Annotated in this window: 18 protein-coding genes; 11 read left to right on the top strand and 7 right to left on the bottom strand. The window is 37.4% G+C overall.

The window, feature by feature from the left end:
* The first annotated feature begins 131 nt into the window (after nt 1-131).
* On the top strand, nt 132-605 hold the full coding sequence (locus NSQ89_RS18970) for a helix-turn-helix transcriptional regulator (RefSeq protein ID WP_341133039.1): 474 nt from the start codon (nt 132-134) through the stop codon (nt 603-605).
* 38 nt (nt 606-643) lie between these two features.
* Here NSQ89_RS18970 and NSQ89_RS18975 read toward each other — a convergent pair whose 3' ends face one another.
* The gene (locus NSQ89_RS18975) at nt 644-2,473 is read right to left on the bottom strand and encodes a hypothetical protein (RefSeq protein WP_341133040.1); all 1,830 of its coding nucleotides are present in this window, start codon (nt 2,471-2,473) and stop codon (nt 644-646) included.
* Nucleotides 2,474-2,702: 229 nt separating this feature from the next.
* Between NSQ89_RS18975 and vanR the strand changes: the two genes are divergently transcribed.
* From vanR to NSQ89_RS19000, 5 genes are all read left to right on the top strand, one after another.
* The gene (vanR, locus tag NSQ89_RS18980; RefSeq protein WP_341133041.1) at nt 2,703-3,395 is read left to right on the top strand and encodes a VanR-ABDEGLN family response regulator transcription factor; all 693 of its coding nucleotides are present in this window, start codon (nt 2,703-2,705) and stop codon (nt 3,393-3,395) included.
* A complete protein-coding gene (locus NSQ89_RS18985; protein WP_341133042.1) occupies nt 3,388-4,482 on the top strand; it encodes a sensor histidine kinase in 1,095 nt (364 codons plus the stop codon). The genes vanR and NSQ89_RS18985 overlap by 8 nt, the downstream gene beginning before the upstream one ends.
* Before the next feature lie 127 nt (nt 4,483-4,609).
* A complete protein-coding gene (locus tag NSQ89_RS18990; protein WP_341133043.1) occupies nt 4,610-5,371 on the top strand; it encodes an ABC transporter ATP-binding protein in 762 nt (253 codons plus the stop codon).
* The gene (locus NSQ89_RS18995; protein ID WP_341133044.1) at nt 5,364-7,283 is read left to right on the top strand and encodes an FtsX-like permease family protein; all 1,920 of its coding nucleotides are present in this window, start codon (nt 5,364-5,366) and stop codon (nt 7,281-7,283) included. The genes NSQ89_RS18990 and NSQ89_RS18995 overlap by 8 nt, the downstream gene beginning before the upstream one ends.
* 10 nt (nt 7,284-7,293) lie before the next feature.
* Nucleotides 7,294-8,223: a metallophosphoesterase gene (locus NSQ89_RS19000; protein ID WP_047942120.1), complete on the top strand. Its 930-nt coding sequence runs from the start codon at nt 7,294-7,296 to the stop codon at nt 8,221-8,223.
* 123 nt (nt 8,224-8,346) lie between these two features.
* Here NSQ89_RS19000 and NSQ89_RS19005 read toward each other — a convergent pair whose 3' ends face one another.
* Nucleotides 8,347-9,432, bottom strand: coding sequence for a GntR family transcriptional regulator (locus tag NSQ89_RS19005; protein ID WP_095320877.1), 1,086 nt, complete (start codon nt 9,430-9,432; stop codon nt 8,347-8,349).
* Between the two features lie 339 nt (nt 9,433-9,771).
* On the opposite strand from NSQ89_RS19005, the gene NSQ89_RS19010 reads away from it, so the two are divergent.
* The 3 genes from NSQ89_RS19010 to araA are packed head-to-tail and all read left to right on the top strand — an operon-like array spanning nt 9,772 to nt 13,558.
* Nucleotides 9,772-11,382: a xylulokinase gene (locus NSQ89_RS19010; RefSeq protein ID WP_341133045.1), complete on the top strand. Its 1,611-nt coding sequence runs from the start codon at nt 9,772-9,774 to the stop codon at nt 11,380-11,382.
* A 21-nt stretch (nt 11,383-11,403) separates the two neighbouring features.
* The gene (locus NSQ89_RS19015; protein ID WP_047942116.1) at nt 11,404-12,099 is read left to right on the top strand and encodes an L-ribulose-5-phosphate 4-epimerase; all 696 of its coding nucleotides are present in this window, start codon (nt 11,404-11,406) and stop codon (nt 12,097-12,099) included.
* Nucleotides 12,100-12,139: 40 nt separating this feature from the next.
* On the top strand, nt 12,140-13,558 hold the full coding sequence (gene araA, locus NSQ89_RS19020; RefSeq protein ID WP_047942115.1) for an L-arabinose isomerase: 1,419 nt from the start codon (nt 12,140-12,142) through the stop codon (nt 13,556-13,558).
* Nucleotides 13,559-13,676: 118 nt separating this feature from the next.
* On the opposite strand, the gene NSQ89_RS19025 is transcribed toward araA, so the two are convergent.
* The 4 genes from NSQ89_RS19025 to NSQ89_RS19040 all read right to left on the bottom strand — a co-directional run bounded on the left by NSQ89_RS19025 (nt 13,677) and on the right by NSQ89_RS19040 (nt 17,575).
* Nucleotides 13,677-13,850 carry a hypothetical protein gene (locus NSQ89_RS19025; protein WP_156485407.1) on the bottom strand — a complete coding sequence of 58 codons (174 nt, stop codon included), beginning with the start codon at nt 13,848-13,850 and terminating at the stop codon, nt 13,677-13,679.
* Between the two features lie 215 nt (nt 13,851-14,065).
* Nucleotides 14,066-14,410: a hypothetical protein gene (locus tag NSQ89_RS19030; protein ID WP_095259257.1), complete on the bottom strand. Its 345-nt coding sequence runs from the start codon at nt 14,408-14,410 to the stop codon at nt 14,066-14,068.
* Between the two features lie 387 nt (nt 14,411-14,797).
* The gene (locus NSQ89_RS19035; RefSeq protein WP_341133046.1) at nt 14,798-16,063 is read right to left on the bottom strand and encodes a M20/M25/M40 family metallo-hydrolase; all 1,266 of its coding nucleotides are present in this window, start codon (nt 16,061-16,063) and stop codon (nt 14,798-14,800) included.
* A 195-nt stretch (nt 16,064-16,258) separates the two neighbouring features.
* Nucleotides 16,259-17,575 carry a CapA family protein gene (locus NSQ89_RS19040; protein WP_341133047.1) on the bottom strand — a complete coding sequence of 439 codons (1,317 nt, stop codon included), beginning with the start codon at nt 17,573-17,575 and terminating at the stop codon, nt 16,259-16,261.
* A gap of 234 nt (nt 17,576-17,809) precedes the next feature.
* On the opposite strand from NSQ89_RS19040, the gene NSQ89_RS19045 reads away from it, so the two are divergent.
* Nucleotides 17,810-19,105: a hypothetical protein gene (locus tag NSQ89_RS19045; RefSeq protein WP_341133048.1), complete on the top strand. Its 1,296-nt coding sequence runs from the start codon at nt 17,810-17,812 to the stop codon at nt 19,103-19,105.
* A 203-nt stretch (nt 19,106-19,308) separates the two neighbouring features.
* On the opposite strand, the gene NSQ89_RS19050 is transcribed toward NSQ89_RS19045, so the two are convergent.
* Nucleotides 19,309-19,443 carry a hypothetical protein gene (locus tag NSQ89_RS19050; RefSeq protein WP_341133049.1) on the bottom strand — a complete coding sequence of 45 codons (135 nt, stop codon included), beginning with the start codon at nt 19,441-19,443 and terminating at the stop codon, nt 19,309-19,311.
* A 392-nt stretch (nt 19,444-19,835) separates the two neighbouring features.
* Here NSQ89_RS19050 and NSQ89_RS19055 point away from each other — a divergent pair, with 392 nt between their 5' ends.
* The gene (locus tag NSQ89_RS19055) at nt 19,836-20,723 is read left to right on the top strand and encodes an EamA family transporter (RefSeq protein ID WP_095259256.1); all 888 of its coding nucleotides are present in this window, start codon (nt 19,836-19,838) and stop codon (nt 20,721-20,723) included.
* Nucleotides 20,724-20,759 lie beyond the last annotated feature (36 nt).

The raw sequence follows: 20,759 nt of genomic DNA on the forward strand, positions 1-20,759 counted from the left end.
TATCTGATTGGATTCGATTTACTCCAATCGTGATTTTATGAGCTCATGACACATCGAATAAAAGAGAAGGCTTATACTTGCTTCCTACTTTTTCAACAAATGGCAGAAGTGAAACTCTCTGGATTTCCTGCATGTCATTTAAATACTTTGTATACACATCTGTACAAACCGAATCCTTAGAGCTTTCATTTTGGGATATCCAATTAAGCTTTTTTTCATTAATTAATCTCTTAGAATCTCAAGGAATTGCAAAAGATAGCAGCTATGTGATCGCAGAAAAGGTTGTTCAGTTTTTACGAGAAAATGATCATCTTCCTCTAACAAACGATACATTAACCGCTCATTTTAACATACATGAAAATACAATATCTAAATACATGAAACGATTTTATAAATTCACCGCATTAGAGTATTTAAATTCTTATCGGTTAGAGCAAGCAAGAATCTTACTATTAAAAACAGATAACACCATTCAAACAATTTCAGAAAAATGCGGCTTCACATACAGCCAATACTTCTCAAGCATCTTCAAGAAAAAATATTGCATTTCTTCTTTAAACTACCGAAAAAAACATTTAAAAAAAGAAGCAAAAAGACGGTTCTAATGAAGATATCCCTCACTAGAACCGTCTCTCTGCTGTTCTCATCTCACCAACTGCTTGGCCAATTTCCGTTCTTCTTTATCTTTTGTTGTGCTGATTATAGTTCTAAGGCTGTGTTGTATTTCTGGTAACTGCCTTATAGCTGGGGACCATTCTGCCAACACGCTTAATCCCTGCCAGCGTAAGCTCTCATTTTTAGTTTCCAGTGCTGCGCGGACTAATGGAGCCCCTACACCCTCAAATTCATGTAAATCTTGAATAATATACTCTAGACAATACTGTTCTTCCAGCGATAAACTGGATAAAGAAAAATGTGTTTCTGCGAAGGCACAAAGATCTTGAATAGACTGTAAATCCCTTGTTTCCATGATAGCACCATACAATATACTGTTTGTCGGCTCTTTCTTCAGCTTTTCAAATAATAGTGCCGTAATGTCTAATTGATAGAATCGAGCTATCTCCATTGCTCGGAAATCTACCTTCTCGCTCGATTGTAATACATCCAATGCCAGCTGTGACCATTTAGGGTTGTCTATGAACGGTTGAACAGCTTCTTGAATTGCCCTGCGTTCATGCGGCTTCCATTGTCCATTTAATCGCTCTTCCCAAATGTCATCTTCGGCATGAACAAATTCGCTTATTTTCATTATCGGATAAAAATCCTCCAAGCTTTCACAGTGGGTTGCGGCGTGGTGAAGGAAGCGAGTCATTACAGCACTGGCGTAAGGATATTGATCCATGCCGTCTTGATTTTCATCGTCTAATAAGCCTTCTATAATCATAGCCGCTCCCGTGTATAGCTCCTTGGAAATATTCACTTCGTAGAGCGCAACATCTAGCTCTCCCTTTACTGCACAACGATGCGCTAGGAAATCAGCAAATTTCCTATTTTCACATCCTTTTGTAAGCAGCCAATACTTCATTTCTGGCGTTTTCGCTTCCACTAGCTCAATCGCTGTCATTTTACCAATCCCTTGGACAGATTGAACTAGTTTCCATATTTGATCATTTACTCCCTTCCCTCCGCTTCTTATAGCGAATATAGCATATGGGGTAAACTCATCGTGCAAGCCGATTGTATATAAGAGCTCCTGATATTCCTCACAGTTCGTAAACCCGAGAACCAGAATAGCAAATTTAACAACATCTCTATGTGCAGCATGCTCTAATAGCCATAATGCCTCTTGCTGTGCCATGTGTTCATCCAATTCTGCTTGCCCTAACTGGTCAAGAAGCTCATCTCGATAGATGGCAATATGGTCAAAAATAATTTGATCATATGTCGCCTTTCTTGTTTTTATAGTGGGTTGTTCCAGCTGTTCTTTAAAAAGCTTCATCAGCTTACTCACAAAAAATGGCGTTTTCGGTTCATTCACGATTATATCAAATAACCCTGGCTCCAATGGTGGATTATCTTCTCCAAAAAAGTACGTATCATCTGGTAGAGTATTTTCTACTATTCTATTATTTTCTAGAACTTGTCGTTGAATAAACGGAACTATTTTCTCTTTATGGTCCCAGGGCAGAAATTCAAGTTTTTCGGATTCCTGCAGAACAGTCTCATTATCAATTTTGATGCTGCAGTTTAAACTTACGTAGCCACCAATTTTTACAGAGACTTTATGCTTTTTCCCATCTTCCAAAGTGAGGACTCCCGATAGCTTTGTATAAGGAATAATATGCGATAGTATTGATTTCCGTTTATTTTGGGCTACCGTTATCCCGTCAATGATAAGCAACTCTTCTTTCATTTGATTGATCACTTCTATCACATGTCCTTTATAATGAACGGTCCAACTCTTTTGAACCTCTTTCTCTATATCCTTTTTTAAGTTCCGCATTTCATGTTTTAATTCATCTTTAAAGCCCATGCCATTCCTCCTCTTTTTTGAACACAACAAAAATGGATAGTTTAGTATATTCACCCATATCTACCCATATTTCTATTAAATACTATCTTTCCCTTTTAGGAAAGACTTTCAGTAAAAAAAGACACAAAAGGACAGTTCCCCTCTCGTCCTATTATTTGGTATAGTAAATTTATATTTCCACTCCACATCCCTAGCATTTATCATGTTTAAACCAAAAAGGAGATAGAAAATGAGTCGAAAAATACTACTTGTTGAAGATGAAGAGGATCTGTCGAAATTATTAGAGCTATATTTAAGAAATGAGGGATACATCGTTACAACCGTTCATGATGGGCAGCTTGCCTTAGAGTATATTGAAAATACAGAGTACGATCTAGCCATATTAGATGTAATGGTACCTAATGTCGATGGGTTTGAATTATGCCAGAAAATTCGAGAAAAATACTATTATCCCATCATTATGTTAACAGCCAAAATAGAGGATTTCGATAAAATTACCGGTTTAACAATTGGTGCTGATGATTATATTACGAAACCTTTTAATCCTCTCGAGGTAATGGCTAGAGCGAAAACTGTTTTGCGTCGTTATACGAGCTACAACGAAAAAACAGGAAAACAGCAGGTCGAAGAGCATGATATTAGAGGACTAAAAATAAACAAAGCAACCCACATCTGCTCTTTATTTGGGGAGCCAATCGATTTAACTCCAATTGAGTTTTCCATCCTGTGGTATTTAGCCGAAAATCAGGGCAAAGTCATTCCCTCTGAAGAACTGTTTGAGAATGTTTGGGGAGAGAAGTTTTTAGAAAACAACAATACGGTTATGGCACATATTGCGAGACTGCGAGAAAAACTCAAGGAGCCTGTCAAAAAGCCGAAATTTATTAAAACCGTTTGGGGAGTGGGGTATAAAGTTGAATAAACAAGCAAAGCAAAAGCAAATTAGCCATTATTTAAGAATTCGTTTTTTTATACTTGCACTTTTCTGCTTTGCGGTTATATTCCTCCTCTCTTTTCTCATCCTAAAAGCAGATAGTGAGCAACTCTTTAATGGGATGTTAGGGACCGCGCTAAAATGGCTTAGTAACCGAATTTTAACCCTCGCTCCACTACTTTTTATCTTTTGTATTATTGCTATTATTTATTTTCAGCGAAGACAATTAATAGCTTATTTAGCTACCCTTTCAGCAAATTTTGAGACAATAAGCTTGGAAGAAGATCAAGAGAAAGACCGTTTCCCGCTACCAGGCATATTAAAAGATACGGAAGAGAGCATAGAAAGATTGCAATTAGCATTACGGGAAAAGGAGCAGGCCAGGAAAGAAATTGAGCAGCGAAAAAATGATTTAATTGTTTATTTAGCACATGACTTAAAAACACCTATTTCCTCCATTATCGGATATTTAACACTGTTGCGGGATGAGAGAAGCATTTCAGATGAGATGCATCAAAAGTTTATCCAAGTTACACTCCATAACGCAGAGCGGTTAGACGATTTAATCAATGAGTTTTTCGAAATTACCCGCTTTAACTTAGCTAATGTCTCGTTAAATTACAGCAAAGTGAATATTTCCTTTATGCTCGAGCAGTTACTATTTGAGCTGCAGCCAGCCTTAAAAAGGAAAAATGTAACGTATCAGTTGGACGGAAGCAAGGATGTAGAAATCATTTGTGACACAGAGAAGATTCAACGAGTATTTGATAACCTCCTTAGTAATGCTGTGCATTATAGCTTGGAAAATAGCAGCATCATTGTTTCCGTTACGCAGGATAACGGTAATGCTGTGATTCAATTTAGCAATCAAAGTTATCCAATCGAACAAGAAAAATTAGATCGGATTTTTGAACAATTCTTTCGTTTGGATACCTCTAGATCCTCTAGAAATGGCGGCACAGGATTAGGATTAGCAATCGCTAAGCAAATTATCGAACAACATCATGGTACCATTACGGCGAAAAGCGAAGACCAACATATTCTATTCAAAGTCATCATCCCTCTCACCGTATGAATTTCGTAAGAATTTTAGAAGAAAAAAAGAAGATAATTGTTAGATAGAGCAAATAAAAAGCAGCTTATTATTCCGTATGATTAAAGTACGAAATAATAAGCTGCTTTTTATTGTTGGAGGTATGATGATGGAAATTTTACAAGTGAAAAAGGTCAAAAAAGTTTATAAACCCCGGCTTGGCGCAAAGGTAGAGGCATTGGCAGATATAAGCTTCACTGTTCACAAAGGGGAGCATATTGCTATTATGGGGGAATCCGGTTCAGGGAAGTCAACATTACTCCATATATTAGCATCATTAGAGGATGTCACAGAAGGACATGTAATATTACACGGGACAGATTATAAACAAATCAAAAATGATGAAATGGCAGCATTCCGCAGAGAACATTTAGGATTTGTCTTTCAGGATTTTCAATTACTCGATCAATTTAGTCTAAAAGATAATATTTTTCTACCGCTTGTATTAGCCAATAAGTCTGTAGCAGAAATGAAAGAAAGACTTAAGCCGTTGGCGAAAACATTAGGAATCGACTCCATTTTAGAAAAGTACCCTTATGAAGTATCTGGGGGACAAAAACAAAGAGCTGCTGTCGCAAGGGCGCTTATCACATCGCCAAGCTTAATTTTAGCAGATGAACCAACCGGGGCATTAGATTCTCGCTCCGCAGATGAGCTATTGGATTTATTTCAGTTATTTCATGAAAAAGGTCAAACAATTATTATGGTCACACACAGCGTTCATGCAGCAAGTAAGGCAAGCCGTGTGTTATTTATCAAGGACGGAAAAATGGAACAAGAAATTCGCAAAACACATTCCGAGGAAGATATGATACAGAGAATCTTCGAAGTACAGGCAGCAAAAGCTGCTAGAGGTGACATTTATGGGTAAAAAAGTCTTTATCAAATTAGCTGTAACTAACATTACAACAAATCGGAAAATGTACCTTCCCTATCTACTAACCTGCACGGTTATCATCTCTTTGTACTATACCATCAATAGCTTAGTGACAGACGAAACATTAAAGTCTATTTCCGGAGGGAACTTCACCATAGACGTTATGAAATTTGGCAGTCTATTATTTACGGTTCTTTCTGTCTTTTTCTTACTGTACACAAATAGCTTTATTTTGAAATGGCGGAAGAAGGAATTTGGCCTCTATCATTTATTGGGACTTGAGAGAAAACATATCCAAAGACTATTGCTGCTAGAAAATAATATCATTGCAAGCTTAACAATTACGAGTGGTATATTAATAGGCCTTATTTTCAATAAATTGGCAGGATTAGCCATGTCGGCCATCATGGATGTTCCCCTGACTGTAAGCACTATATCATTAGGAGCATGTTTCAAAACAATCGCTACGTTTCTTGTTATCTTTTTTATCCTATACTTGTTTAATAAAAAACAACTCCTTTCCGTTCCTATAATCGATTTAATGAAGGGTGCCGAAGCTGGCGAAAAGGAGCCAAAAACAAGATTAATAGCTGCTATGCTTGGTGGAGTGCTTTTAATAGTTGGATATATTCTATCCTTTACCGTAAAAGACCCGAAAGATGACTTATATTCCATGCTGCTAGCTATCGGATTTGTAACGATAGCTACCTATTTGCTTTTTATAGCTGTTAGTATTGCCCTGCTAAAAGCCCTTCGCAGTAAGGAAAACCTTTATTATAGCAAAAATAATTTCACGTTAATTTCTACCATGCTTTATCGAATGAAACAAAATGCAGTTGGCCTCTCCAATATTACGATTTTAAGTACTGGAACATTGATGGTTATGACCATAACACTTTCTTTATATATGGGCATTAACACAATACTAACGAACAGTTTTCCGTATGATATAAAAATTAGCAGCAGTGGAGAATCCAATACGGAACAAACAAAGCTGAAAACCTTTATAGAAAAAAGTGCAAACACTTTTAAAGTCAAGATTACCTCTATTACTTCTTATCAAGGAGGAAAGTTTGCTGCTGATCTAACGGGTGATGGGAAGGACGACTTTGTGTTTATTTTACCCTTGAACGACTATAACAGGTTAACAAACCAACAGGTTTCCTTGGCTGATGATGAGGTACTGCTTTTAAGGAATGAGAAAACAGCTCCACTACAAAGTATTCACTTAGCTGATCACCAATTCAAAGTGAATAAACTCATCGAAGAGCTTCCAATAGACACCTCCTTATCTACTAACCCGGAGAATAAATGGATTTATGTTATTGCACCACTAAACAGCAGATTCACAAACCAAATTGGATTGCCCGATTCTGCGGAAAGCTTCCAAGACATCGCTTTACAAGGAGATCCAGATGCAGTGAATAAGCTTTCCCACGCAATCACTGACGAGGCAGAATCCATCGAAAATATCTATGTCGAAGCAAAATCCATTTATAAAGAATCTTTATTAGTACGATTTGGCGGCCTATTATTTCTCGGAATATTTATTAGTACTGTTTTATTCGCGGAAACAGCATTAATGATTTTTTATAAGCAGATTTCCGAAGGCTACGATGATCGTACGCGTTTTGTCATTATGAAAAGGGTCGGAATGAGCGATAGAGAAATGACGAAAACGATTCGGCAACAAACTTGGATTATGTTTTTTACCCCGTTAGCAGTCGCTCTCTTGCATCTTACAATGGCTTTGCCACTAGTAATGAAATTAATAGGAATCGCAGCCATGGATGACTGGCTTGTGGTGATAGGATGTGGTCTTTTTGCGGCCATTGTTTTTATAATTATTTATGAATTTCTCTTTATTTTGACAGAAAAAAGCTACAAAAAAATAATCAGGCAATAGGAGAATAGAAATGAAAAAGCTAAAACCTTTTTGGGTTATAATGACAGCACTCACCTTGTTAATTATAGGAATTATTTGGGATAACAATCGCGTGGTAGTAGATAAGGTAACGATTGTCAACCACCGTTTGCCAGCAGCATTTGATCATTTCAATATTTTACAGATTTCTGATTTGAAAGGAAAGGAATTCGGAAAAGATCAGCAGAAGCTGATTCATTTAATAAAAAAGCAACAATATGATTTAGTTGTTTTCACAGGGGATTATATTTCCGAAGAAGAAAATTTACAACCACTCGAACACCTATTACAAGGAATGCCACAAAAGAAAGAAATGTACTATATTTTAGGAGACAAAGATGCTGATAATAGTACAGCAGCACTGACAAAAAGCAACCCATTTTATAAATTATTTATGAAATATGGAGTGAAGCCATTATATCCTGGTCAGGAACTAAAAAAAGGTGATGAGTCTATTTGGTTAAAAACCAATCCATATGCTGGAATAAATGAAGTAGGGGCAGATAAAATCCCCTATCACTTAATAGAAGCAAGGAAAGAATTTGAGCTTCGTTACCTACAGCAGAACGAGCCTTTCACCATTGAAATCTCGCATCGCCCTACAGAAATTGATAAAGAAAGCACTACACTCCATGATTATCGGATAACCTCTTTAAAGGATACCGATAAAGAATGGAGACATTGGGATTTGAGCATTAATGGTCATACACATGGCGGCCAATTCAAACTACCAATTATCGGTCCTCTCTATGCACCGAATTATGGATTATTTCCAGGAAAGGTAAATGTAACAGGGGTTCATACTGTAAAAAATCATACACAATATGTAAATGGTGGGTTAGGGGTAACTGGTCCATGGTTTGCTTCATTTCGATTATTCAATACTCCGAGCATTGGACTAATCACTTTAAAAACGAAATAGCTTATTTTGCAAATATAGTAAAGCTCTCCCTTTCCCCAAAATGGTTAATTACTTATATATTCCCCCAGTCCTTTTCCTTTAGGGCTGGGGAACCTTTTTGCGTGGAAACCGCCACTCTGCATCCTATATCAGACCTTTCACTGTTTCTCCTTGGATGAGTTCTGGTTGATAATAGTTTTCGTTTTTCAAATCTTTTTTGCCTTGTAGTTTCTTAATGATCCATTCTGCTGCATCGTGTCCCATTTTTTCTTGCGGATGTGTTAAAGTAGTCAACTTGATATTAGCGTTTTTTGCCATATAGGAATTGTCCTGACCAATAATCGATAATTGGTCTGGAATGGCGATGTTCAGTTTTCTGCATACATGAACAACCTCTAACGCTACCTCATCGTTATAGCAGACAATCGCTGTCATTCCATCCATGTTTTCCTGTAGAAATTCCTTTAATTTTACATTTAAATCAGGCTTTGTTTCGGTTGTAAAAGAATAAACATGCTCTGCTTGAAAACGCAGCTTTGCTTCTCCTAATGCTTTTATGTATCCCTTCATACGAAACTTTCCTTGTAAGTCATCCATTTTTGCTATAAGGCCAATTTTTGTATGCCCTTTTGCGATTAATTCATTTGTTGCAAGATAGCTAGATTTCACATCATCAAGACAGAAGAATGGCACTTCTAGTTCTTCATAATAGGCATTGACCATAATGAATGGAACATCTTGCTCTTTAAAGGATAGATAGTAAGCAATATTTGGATTGTATAAATTACTTTTTGTCGGCTCAACAATTAAACCGTCTACTCCAAATGCCAGCATCATTTCTAATGCCTTCTTTTCTTGTTCCACATCATTGTTTGTGCTTGCTAATAATAAAGAATAATCTTCTGCATTTAACCGACTTTCAATTCCTCGAATAATGGAAGGGAAGATATAATCAGATATATAGGTAGTAATAACACCAATTGTTTTCCTTTTGGATTTTCCATTCCCTTTTAATTGATAGTAGTTACTTACATAGGTACCAGATCCTTTTTCACTTCGGAGAAATCCGTCATTAGACAATTCCAAGATTGCTTTTCGCACCGTATGACGGCTAACTTTATACATTTCCTGCAAGATTGATTCAGTAGGAATTTGTTCTCCAACCTGATAATCTCCAGAAAGAATTTTACTTTTTATATCATCAATGATGATCTGATACTTTAATTTCATTTAATGCACTTCCTTCAATGTAATGACGATCCGGTATTTGTATGGTCATATTTTAGCATAACTGCTACAGAAACAAAACAATGCATATTAGTGCATACAAATTAAACACAGCTAATGCCATTTTACTTTTCCGACAATTTTTTATACGAATATACATAAATTTATATTCAGGCTAGTATTAATAGTAATAAGGCTATTCATAATTCTTTTTATTTGTATGAACATCTATAAATATATTTGACAAAGGTACGTACACATTATAAAGTATAGGTATAAAAATGATATTAATAAAGACCATTATCTCCACTGATTACGAAACCGCTGTCAAGGAGGGAATATATGAAAAATAATCGAGCAAATACCAAACAAGATATTGTTGAGGGGGCAACCTCACTTGGAATTGAATTCGGTTCCACGCGAATCAAAGCTGTCTTAATTAACAACCGTTTTGAAACCATCGCAACTGGAAGTTATGAGTGGGAGAATCTTTTAGAAGATGATTTTTGGACGTACAATTTAGTAGACATTATTACTGGTTTACAAACAGCTTATAGTGAAATGAAACAAGAGGTTGAACGAAATTATGGGGTAACTATTCGCACAGTTGGTTCGATCGGGTTTTCTGCGATGATGCATGGCTATTTAGCCTTTGATCATACTGGTGAACTACTTGTTCCATTTCGAACTTGGCGCAATACTACCACAAGTACTGCTGCAAAAAAATTAACTGATGTATTCCAATTCAATATTCCAGAAAGATGGAGTATTGCACATCTTTACCAAGCTATCTGGAATAATGAACAGCATATCCCGCGTATCGACCATATTACTACTTTATCTGGATATATTCATTGGTTATTAACTGGTCAAAAGGTCATCGGCATTGGCGATGCTTCCGGTATGTTCCCAATTGATGAAACAACGCAAGATTATAATGAATCAATGATAGAACAATTCGATGCATTAATTGCTGCAAAAGAATACCCTTGGAAACTGAAGGATATCCTTCCAAAAGTCGCTATAGCCGGAGAACAAGCCGGAAAATTAACAGAAATCGGCGCAAAAATTCTGGATCGTTCACGGAATTTACAACCAGGTATTCCCCTATGTCCTCCAGAAGGAGATGCCGGTACAGGGATGGTTGCAACCAACAGCGTGAAGAAACGGACTGGAAACGTCTCCGTTGGAACTTCTGTTTTTGCCATGATTGTATTAGAAAAAGACCTTTCAGCCGTTCACCCAGAAATTGATATTGTCACAACTCCAGATGGATCTCCAGTTGCAATGGTCCATGCCAATAACTGTACGAGTGATTTAAATGCCTGGATGCGCCTATTCCGCGAATTTTCAGAAGCAATGGGACAAAAGGTAGAAATGGACAAATTGTTCCATGTTTTATTAAACACTTCTTTGAAAGCGGATGCAGATGGTGGCGGATTGCTAAGCTACGGCTATTTTTCAGGTGAAAATATCACTGGTTTAGAAAGTGGCCGTCCCTTATTCGTCCGCTCGCCAGAGAGCAATTTTAATTTAGCAAACTTTATGAGAACCCATCTCTTTACGGCCTTTGGAGCTTTAAAAATTGGAATGGATATTTTGACCAAACAAGAAAATGTTACCATAGACAGCATCTTAGGACATGGCGGTTTATTCAAAACGCCTGTCGTGGGACAAAAAATTGTGGCAGCTGCAATGAACACACCTGTCTCTGTCATGGATACTGCTGGAGATGGCGGCGCATGGGGAATCGCTATTCTCGCTTCTTATATGTTAAATAATAACGAGCATGATAGTTTAGAAGATTATCTCGACAAAAGAGTATTTAAAGAGATAGATAAGCAGACGATTTATCCAGACCGCTTTGACGTAGAAGGCTTTGAAGAATTTATCGAACTCTATAAAAAAGGGCTAGCAATCGAAAAAGCTGCAATCGAAAATTTGATTCTTTAAAGGATAATTGGAGGGATTTACATGTTAGAAAAGCTGAAAGAGGAAGTTTTTCTCGCAAATTTGGAATTACCTAAGCAGGGACTCGTGAAATACACATGGGGAAACGCCAGCGCCATTGATCGCGAAAGTGGTTTATTCGTGATTAAACCTAGCGGGGTTGATTATGAAACAATGCAGCCAAGCGATATGGTCGTAATAGATTTAGAGGGAAATGTTGTAGAAGGAACGTTGAATCCCTCCTCTGACACAGCTACTCACGCTGTTCTTTATAAACATTATCAAGAAATCGGCGGAATTGTCCATACTCATTCCACTTGGGCAACCATTTGGGCTCAGTCAGGACTTGATCTTCCCGCTCTGGGAACTACACACGCTGATACTTTTTATGGTGCTGTACCATGTGCTCGCTTTTTAACACAAGAAGAAATTGATCGTGGTTATGAAGCAGAGACTGGTAAAGTAATCATTGAAACTTTCGAAGAACGGGGATTAGACATCTTAGCAATCCCTGGCGTTTTGCTGCATGGTCATGGTCCCTTCACTTGGGGAAAAGATGCTAAATCAGCTGTTATGAACAGTGTCGTGTTGGATGAAGTGGCCAAGATGAATTTATTTACAAGAGAATTAAACCATTTTTCCAAAGAATTGCCGCAGCGTATTTTGGATAAACACTATTTACGAAAGCATGGAAAGAATGCTTATTATGGTCAAAAGTAATATTAAGCTACTAAACTATTATTAGAAAGAGGGAAATAGCATGTCAACTAATAAAGTATTTTGGTTTGTTGTAGGATCCCAGCATCTATACGGCGAAGAAGCGTTAAAGGAAGTCAAAGCCCATGCACAAACAATGACAGACACTTTAAATGAAAGTGGTCTGCTCCCTTATCCGCTTGTTTTGCAAGATTTAGCAGTGAGCGCAGATACCATTACAAAGATGATGAAAGAAGTTAACTACCGAGATGAAGTAGCTGGTGTTATCACCTGGATGCACACTTTCTCCCCTGCGAAAATGTGGATTCGCGGCACCAAGCTATTACAAAAGCCCTTGCTTCATTTAGCAACACAATACAATGAAAGCATTCCATGGGATACAATTGATATGGACTTTATGAATCTAAATCAAGCAGCTCATGGGGACCGAGAGTACGGTTTCATTAATGCACGTTTGAAAAAACAAAATAAAGTAGTGGTTGGCCACTGGCAGCGCGCAAAAGTACAGCAGCAAATTGCTGATTGGATGGACGTAGCTGTCGCTTATAACGAAAGCTTTCAAATTAAGGTTGCGCGATTTGGCGACAACATGCGTAATGTCGGGGTGACAGAAGGAGATAAAATCGAAGCACAAATACAATTTGGCTGGACCGTTGATTATTTTGGAATCGGCGACCTTGTTCAATATGTAAATGAAGTAAACGAAAATGAAATAAATGATTTATTTGCACAATATGAAGAACTATATGACTTTGACTACGGAAGCTATAATAAGGAAGATTGGGAAGCTAGCGTAAAAGTGCAGGCAAGCTATGAAATTGCCATTAAACGCTTCCTTGATGAAGGTGGATACAACGCTTTTACCACAAACTTTGAGGATTTATATGGCATGAAACAGCTCCCTGGTCTTGCTGTCCAGCGTTTAATGGCGCAAGGCTATGGATTCGCCGGCGAAGGCGATTGGAAAACCGCTGCACTTGATCGCCTTCTAAAAGTAATGAGCCATAACGAGTCAACAGGCTTTATGGAGGATTACACCTATGAATTAGCAGTTGGTCAAGAAGCCGCACTTCAATCACATATGCTCGAAGTCGATCCAACTTTAGCAAGCAATAAACCGAAAATTATTGTATCTCCATTAGGAATTGGCAATCGCGAGGATCCAGCTCGATTAGTATTTGATGGAAAAGCAGGAGATGGAGTTGTTGTTTCCATGGCTGACTTCGGTACTCATTACAAGCTTTTAATCAATGAAGTATCCGCATTCGAACCAACCGTTCCAGCCCCAAATCTTCCAGTAGCTCGGGTATTATGGAATATCAAACCAAATTTTCAAGACGGCGTAAAGGCATGGATCGAAAACGGTGGCGGCCACCATACAGTCGTTTCTCTAAACCTAACAACCGATCAAATTATCACCTATGCAAAACTAGTTAATTTAGAATATGTCGTGATTAAGTAATGACCTCGGAGGGACGGTTCTAGTACTCCCCGCCCTCCACTTCACAAAAAGGACGGTTCTTGTGATTATTATAAATTCTCACAAGAGCCGTCCTTTTGCTTCTTCTACTCTCATTTATTCAACTATTTCCTCCTGGACCACTACTTGAATTAACTCGATTATAATGGACTATTTCTCCTAATTTATCAGCTTGTTTATTTTCGTCAGGTGCAGTCATTCCAGATTTCTTTGCGAAAAATAGTACAAGTCCCACCACAATTACCACTGGGGCAAATAGCCATAAAAATATCATTTTTACACCTCCACATCTATTGTTTAACAATTGCTACTTAAGAATACGTTTTAAAGAGCTAATTAGTTTCATTTATTTGGAAAAATATTTTATAGTCGATTCTTGTATTTTTTCCACCTATGCCGTCGGTTAGACTTATATATTTTAACTCCCAAAAAAGCCACAACTCCATTTAGAATAGCTCTTTTTCTCCATTTCACTTTTCCTTTATTTTCTTACTTTACTTTTTCGATGCTTATTATTTCTGTTAAAGAAATCAATATGATTTGATGCTCTCCGTTGCTATAATAAACCAAAGCTCCCTCTTGTTCTCCCTTTTTCCAACCATATGATTGTATGGCTTTTGCATATCCAAAGGGAATACCATGTTCTTCTGATGCGCTTGACCATTTATAAGTTTTTGTCGTTTCATTTCCTCTAATTATTTCAGCATTTCTAGGAACGGGGAAGCCGAAAAAATCTTTGGAAGATTGATAAGGAAAATAGATAAATAAATAATAGCAGCCTCCTATTAACAGAATTACTAAAGCAAATATCAAAACTACTTTTTTCTTCAACATGCTTTCCCTTTCTAAAGCATTTATTTTAAAATCCTAATATTTATATTCATCATAATATTAACAAAAAAAACTTTACTTATTAAAAGTACTAAAAAAAATCAGATTAATCGATAGTTCTTCAACTACTGCTTAATATGTATGCATAGCACCATTCTATCAAGAAGAGCCCTTTTATTATTAGCGATCCCTCTTGCATACCGTAACGAATTTTTGACGAAAAAGAGTCACTTCCCCATTATTGATCAATCGGATTTTCTTCTATTGCGACTAATTCTCCATCTGCTCCTAAGCCTTTCAAATGGATCTTGCCACTTCTTCAGCCGTTTCTTTAATACCTCGATTAGCTACACTTGGCTGCTTACCAAAGTTAAGCAGCCATTTAAGATTTTATTTACCTTTCTCCAATAGTGGAGCGGTAACCTGTTCTAATCCAACTAAGCCGAGAATTGTTAATAATATTTTTTGTGCCCCAGTATAAGCGCCGGCAGGGTTATAATATTCCTGCAATGTATGGAATCCTCCACCTTCCCCACCGCCGCCGAGCGTTAAGGCTGGAATCCCTAAATGAATAGGAACGTTCGAATCAGTGCTACTCGCCTGATCTAGAATCGGTTCAAACCCTAGCGCTGCTGTCGCACATTGAGCAGCTTGCACAATGACACTATTTTTATCTTGTGATCCCGCTGGACGATCACCTACCTTTTCTATCTGAAGACTAACTTGTGCTTCCACATTCCAGCGAGCATTTTCTTCTTCTTTTGCTTGCTCCATCAAATGTAAAAATTTACTTTCGATTATTTCAAGTTCTTCTTGTGAATTCGAACGTAAATCAACTAGCATTTCCGATGTTTCCGCAATCGTATTAACAGATGTTCCTCCCTTTATCATGCCTACATTAAACGTCGTCTTTGGTTCAATAGGTGTCGCTAGGTCAGAAATTTTGGCAATTGCTCGCCCTAATGCATGAATGGGACTTGGAATACCGAAATTCCCAAAGCTATGCCCACCAGGTCCTTTAAATAAAACATTAAATCTTTTGCTTCCTGTGCCTAAATAAGTGATACGACTTGGATCCCCAGGCTCAATCGAGATAAAACCATCTATATCTTGACGACTTTCAAATAATGATTTCACCCCTCTTAAATCTCCCAGTCCTTCTTCCCCCACTGTGGCACCAATAATAAGATCCCCTTCTGTCTTTATCCCCGCCACAGCAAGCGCTCGAATAATGGTTAAAACAACAGCTAACCCTCTTCCATCATCACAAATCCCCGGAGCATAAATTAATCCGTTTTTGCGGACTGCCTTTACATTTGTCCCTCTTGGAAACACGGTATCTAAATGAGCACAAACAACTAAGGAAGGACCTTTCCCGCTTCCTGGCAGCACACCAAAAACATTTCCTACTTCATCTGTAGTTACTTCCCTAACACCTAACGCTTCTAATCTCTTTTTATACCATTCTCCTTTTTCCTTTTCTTCAAAAGTTGGTGCCTCTATTTCCGTCAGTTCAATTTGTTCCTCAGTTGTTGCTTCATTATCCTCTTCTAAAAACTCTAGTGCTTTTTGGACTTGCTCATTCTCAGCAAGTAGTTTATATACTTGCCCCACCTTCTTGGTAACCCCCTCTGTTTTCTGCTCAACATTTGTCATGAAATCTGCACTCCTCTCTCACTTTTTAATCAATCATATAAATGAAAAGCAACAACATGTTTATCGTTAATTTGTAATTTCCGAAGGCACTTCCTGCTTACATCGATCCATTCTAAATGGACATCTTATATTGAAATACACTCCTTATTAAGAACTTAAAAGCTTTTTCCTCTATTTTAAAAATATTCTGTCTTTTTAAATTGCGGTTGTATGCTCTTTTAAACGAATGATCCCTATATTTCCTTCTAGATTGATTTGCGTACCATATGGCTCAGAAAGTTTAGCAAGTCTTTGCAATATGTCCTGATTATCGGATAGAACCGGCCAGCCTCTTTCATATCTTTTCTTCCCATAGCCTAATTCCACTGGGTAGAGCTTTAGTTCTGATAATTCACCTTTTTCCATTGTCCAAACTGGAATAACCGATTCCCAAATTTTATGATTTGTCCCAAACCCAATTGTGTTATTTTTACTTCTTTTATCTAGTGCATCTGCGACATTATCCGTATGACTTAATTGATACTTTTCATAAAAGTCTGTTGGTAAATAAGGTACAGTGTCATTTTGAAAAATAAAATTACCTAAGCTGTAAAATATCGGACGATTTTTATAAATTTCTATTCCTCTTAATACATGCGGACCGTGACCAATGACAGCATGTGCTCCTTCATCAATGCATCTTCGAGCAAACTTCTCCAAAAACTGAGCAGGTAGTTCCTTATCTCCTTTTCTCATTTCGTGAGCATGAATACTTACAATAATATAGCGAGCTTGTCTTTTGGCCTGTTTAATACTTCTTATGATCCGTTCCATATCTCTTTCATCCGGTGTAGTCGTTTGTCCTTCTTCTTTGCTTTCTTCGAATAAGTAGTCTCCAAAAGAAAAAATCCCATCGGTTCTTCTTAAAAGAAAGCCTTCTTTAATGGATAATTCTTGAGCTGCATTTATATAAGTGGTTGAGGCTATTTGCTTTAAAGTATTCATATTTTCAGGTGTAATCTGGTGGGTGGTTTTATAACGTAGTGGATTAATGCCAGGTCTTCCTATCATATCTGGGCGTTGCTCTCCTGCTACCCATGACTCATGAAAGGTGGATGTGGCTGATATTAAGGCAACTCTGCCAGGATCTGTCTCTAGATATCTGGGTTCACTCGCATAGGCCAAATTCTGTCCAGCACCTGCATGTACAAAGCCTGACTTATTTAAATATTTTTCTGTCGCTTTCAATCCATCAATAGAATAATCCAAGGTATGATTATTCGCCCATGCAAGGGTATTAAATCCATAATTCTTTAAATCAGACAGAAGTTCTGGAGACCCCATCGCCCAAGTACCTCCACTTTCTGCTCCGGGAATACCTTCATTATGATGAAGTGTGACTTCTAAATTCGTAAATCGAAAATCAGCTTGATTAATAATTCCAGCAATTTCTTTATAGGATGCAGTTTTGACTGGAAGCTTACGTGTGATAAAGGAATCACCAGTCGCGGCAAATGTAATGATATCTTGCATTTTTCCTCCCCCTTTATTCTTTTGTTAAATTCGGAATATTTCCTTAATTAACCCTTAAATTAAAGTATAGAGAGACAAAATATCAAAGTCAATAACACATGTTAAAAACCCTGTAAGATTATCTGACATAATTTTTCTCTCCAATTATTACAGAATTATTACGGAAATTCAGTTTGCTCATTATTTATTTCCTATAGTATACTCGAGGAAAAAATAGTCGGAGGCAATGCAATCATGAAAGCAAAAGCTGGGCTGCTCGGCCCAAAAGACTCGGTCCAGAAAATAATGAATATCGCTAAAGAATTCCAGCCCACTCTAGAAGTTATTCCATGTATTTATAACGAACCAAGTGACTCGGTAGCAATTGTAGAACAAAAGCAGCAATTTGTTGATTTTTGGATATGTACAGGATATACCCCTTACCATTTGACGAAAAAATTTCACCAGCAGCAATTATTTTTTTATCCACGGTTTAATCAAGGCGCTATTGCCATCATCCTATTAAATATTCTTTATAAGGATGGAAAAAACATTGAAAAAATTAGTATCGATAGTTTTTTTAAACAGCAATTTATCGACCTTTATCAGGAAAACCATATTCCTTTAGACCAATTACATTTATTACATAATGTCGGACTCTCATCCAATGACATTGTTGAATATCATACTAATCTCTTTCGGAATAGGAAAGTAGATATTTGCATCACCTCCCTTCGCTCCGTTTATGACAAGCTTGTTTCGCTGAATATTCCTGTCTATCGAGTGACTGCCACAAAAGAGAATATTAAACAAACGATTAGCGAAGGGTTTGAAAAATGGGAAAAACTTCATTTCCGTAATTCCCAAATTGCAGTCATGATGATAAAAATTGGGGAAATGATGGATACAGCTGCAAAGGATTCGATTTCCTATGATTTACATCGATTAAATTTAAAAATCCAAAATTCCGTATTAGATTTTGCTGAATCTGTTTCAGGGTCTTTTATTACGACAGGTATCGGCAGCTTTATTATTTTCTCGACAAGGGGCTCGATTGAAAGAAACGGTCAACAAGGAATTTCCCTTCTTTCTCAGATAGAGCTGCTTACAGATTCTAAAGCAAATGTCGGAATTGGTTATGGGGACACCGCCATGATTGCGGAGAAAAACGCCATTCTAGCACTGGAACATGCAGAGGCATATGGAACCTATACCGGTTTTCTTGTCGATGATAAAGGAAATATTACTGGTCCACTTCAGCAAAATCAAACCATAGGATTTAATTACAGGGTGACAGATGAAGAGCTTAGCAATAAACTCAAAAAAGCAGGAGTGACTATTAGCACCTATAACAAATTGATCTCTATCCAAAAAAATACTGGAAAACATGCAATAACTGCATCAGACGTAGCTGAATGGCTCAAAATGACACCAAGAAATGCTAGAAGAATACTGACAAATTTAAAAGAACAAGGACTAGCCAAAATAATCGGCGAAGAAGTTCCTCTTACAAGAGGAAGACCAAGAAAGATATATCAGATTGGTACATAAAAGGACGGTTCTTATGAGTCGGATGATCTCACTAGAACCCTCCTTCTGCTTCCCTTAATTACTGATCACTTCTAAAAGTTTGTTAATATCTTCTGTAGAAGCCGCATAGAGATGGACATGATTATTCGATCTTACTGCGAAATAGACATTGTTCTTTTTACCTGAGTATCCGTATTTTAATAGATTTGAATATTGCTTGGAACTTAGCTGCACTTGCAGATGTATCCCATTTGAATAATCCCCTCCCGCTCCATAAAATTAGTATTCTGTACCTGATTTACATGAAGCTCATTTACAATTCCATCAACACCTGAAAACGCTTGATCATCAGAACACATTTCAATTCACTCCTCAAATTCTTTTTCTCCCCTTATTGTACTCCACATAGATTCGAAAAAACCTTATTTGTGTACTAATTCACATACATTTCATAAAGGGAAGCAAGAGAAGTTCTTCCGTTTCCCTTTTTAGCTAAAAAAGATTATTTTGAATTTTTCTCTTAACAGGTTTCTTGTTTTTATCCTTAGTTAAATGCCCACGCTAGAACTTATTCTCTGTTTCTCTTTCTAACCCTTTGACAACGAGCAGGCTTGTTCTTATAATAAATGAGGAATGTAATAATAAAACCTGGTGTAGGACGTGGATTTTTCTAGAGGAAACTCTATTTTCGCCACACGATTGTCTTTTGACAATTGTGTGGCTTTTTATGTTGAAAAGGAGGAAATTTATTTTGGCAAAATGGAATTATGCTTTAATCGTTTTTTTAGGTGGCTGCTGTTACGGAATTTTGTCTACATTTGTTAAACTTGCCTATGCTGCTGGATTTTCGGCAGCTGAAGTAACAGGTGCACAATATTTATTTGGTACAGCCATTACATGGATTCTTGTATTACTTACAAAGAAATATAAAGTAACGTTCATGCAAGCTATTAAACTCTTATTATCTGGTATTCCGTTTGGGATGACAGGAATTTTCTATTATCAATCCTTACAAACAATAAATGCTTCCCTTGCAATTATTTTACTGTTTCAATTTGTTTGGATTGGCACGCTTTTCGAAATGGTTATTTATAAGAAAAAGCCTACAAAGGAGAAGGTCATCTCGATTATTATTCTTCTATTCGGCTCTGTCCTCGCAGGAGGCATTTCTTTAGAAGGGGGCATGGATATTTCCTGGCAAGGTGCCGGTTGGGGATTACTTTCTGCCTTCACCTTTGCTACTTTTATTTTTCTTAGCGGATCTGTCGGAAAGAACACTGCTCCTCTCCTAAAGAGCGGCCTTCTTTCCGTAGGTGGCTTATTCGTTGTTTTTCTAGTATTTCCACCGGTTTATTTAATGGATTTCTCCACGTTAATAGGGGTAGCACCATATGGATTGCTGCTTGGAGTTTTCGGTGCAGTTCTTCCGCCTCTGCTCTATTCTATTGGAATGCCACAAATTGGACCGGGACTTGGCACTATCTTAACAGCTTCTGAGCTTCCTGTAGCTGTCTCGATGTCTGCACTCGTTTTAGGAGAACAGGTTGGCATGCTGCAATGGATCGGTGTTGCCTTAATATTAGGAGGAATCGCTTTTAGTAATGTTCGACTATCCAAAGCAAAAATAGCTTCCTATTAAGGGACATTCTACCGATTCCCTCTAAAAACCTATTAA

The sequence above is a fragment of the Niallia sp. FSL R7-0648 genome, from assembly GCF_038007005.1.
GTDB classification, from domain to species: Bacteria; Bacillota; Bacilli; order Bacillales; family Cytobacillaceae; genus Niallia; species Niallia circulans.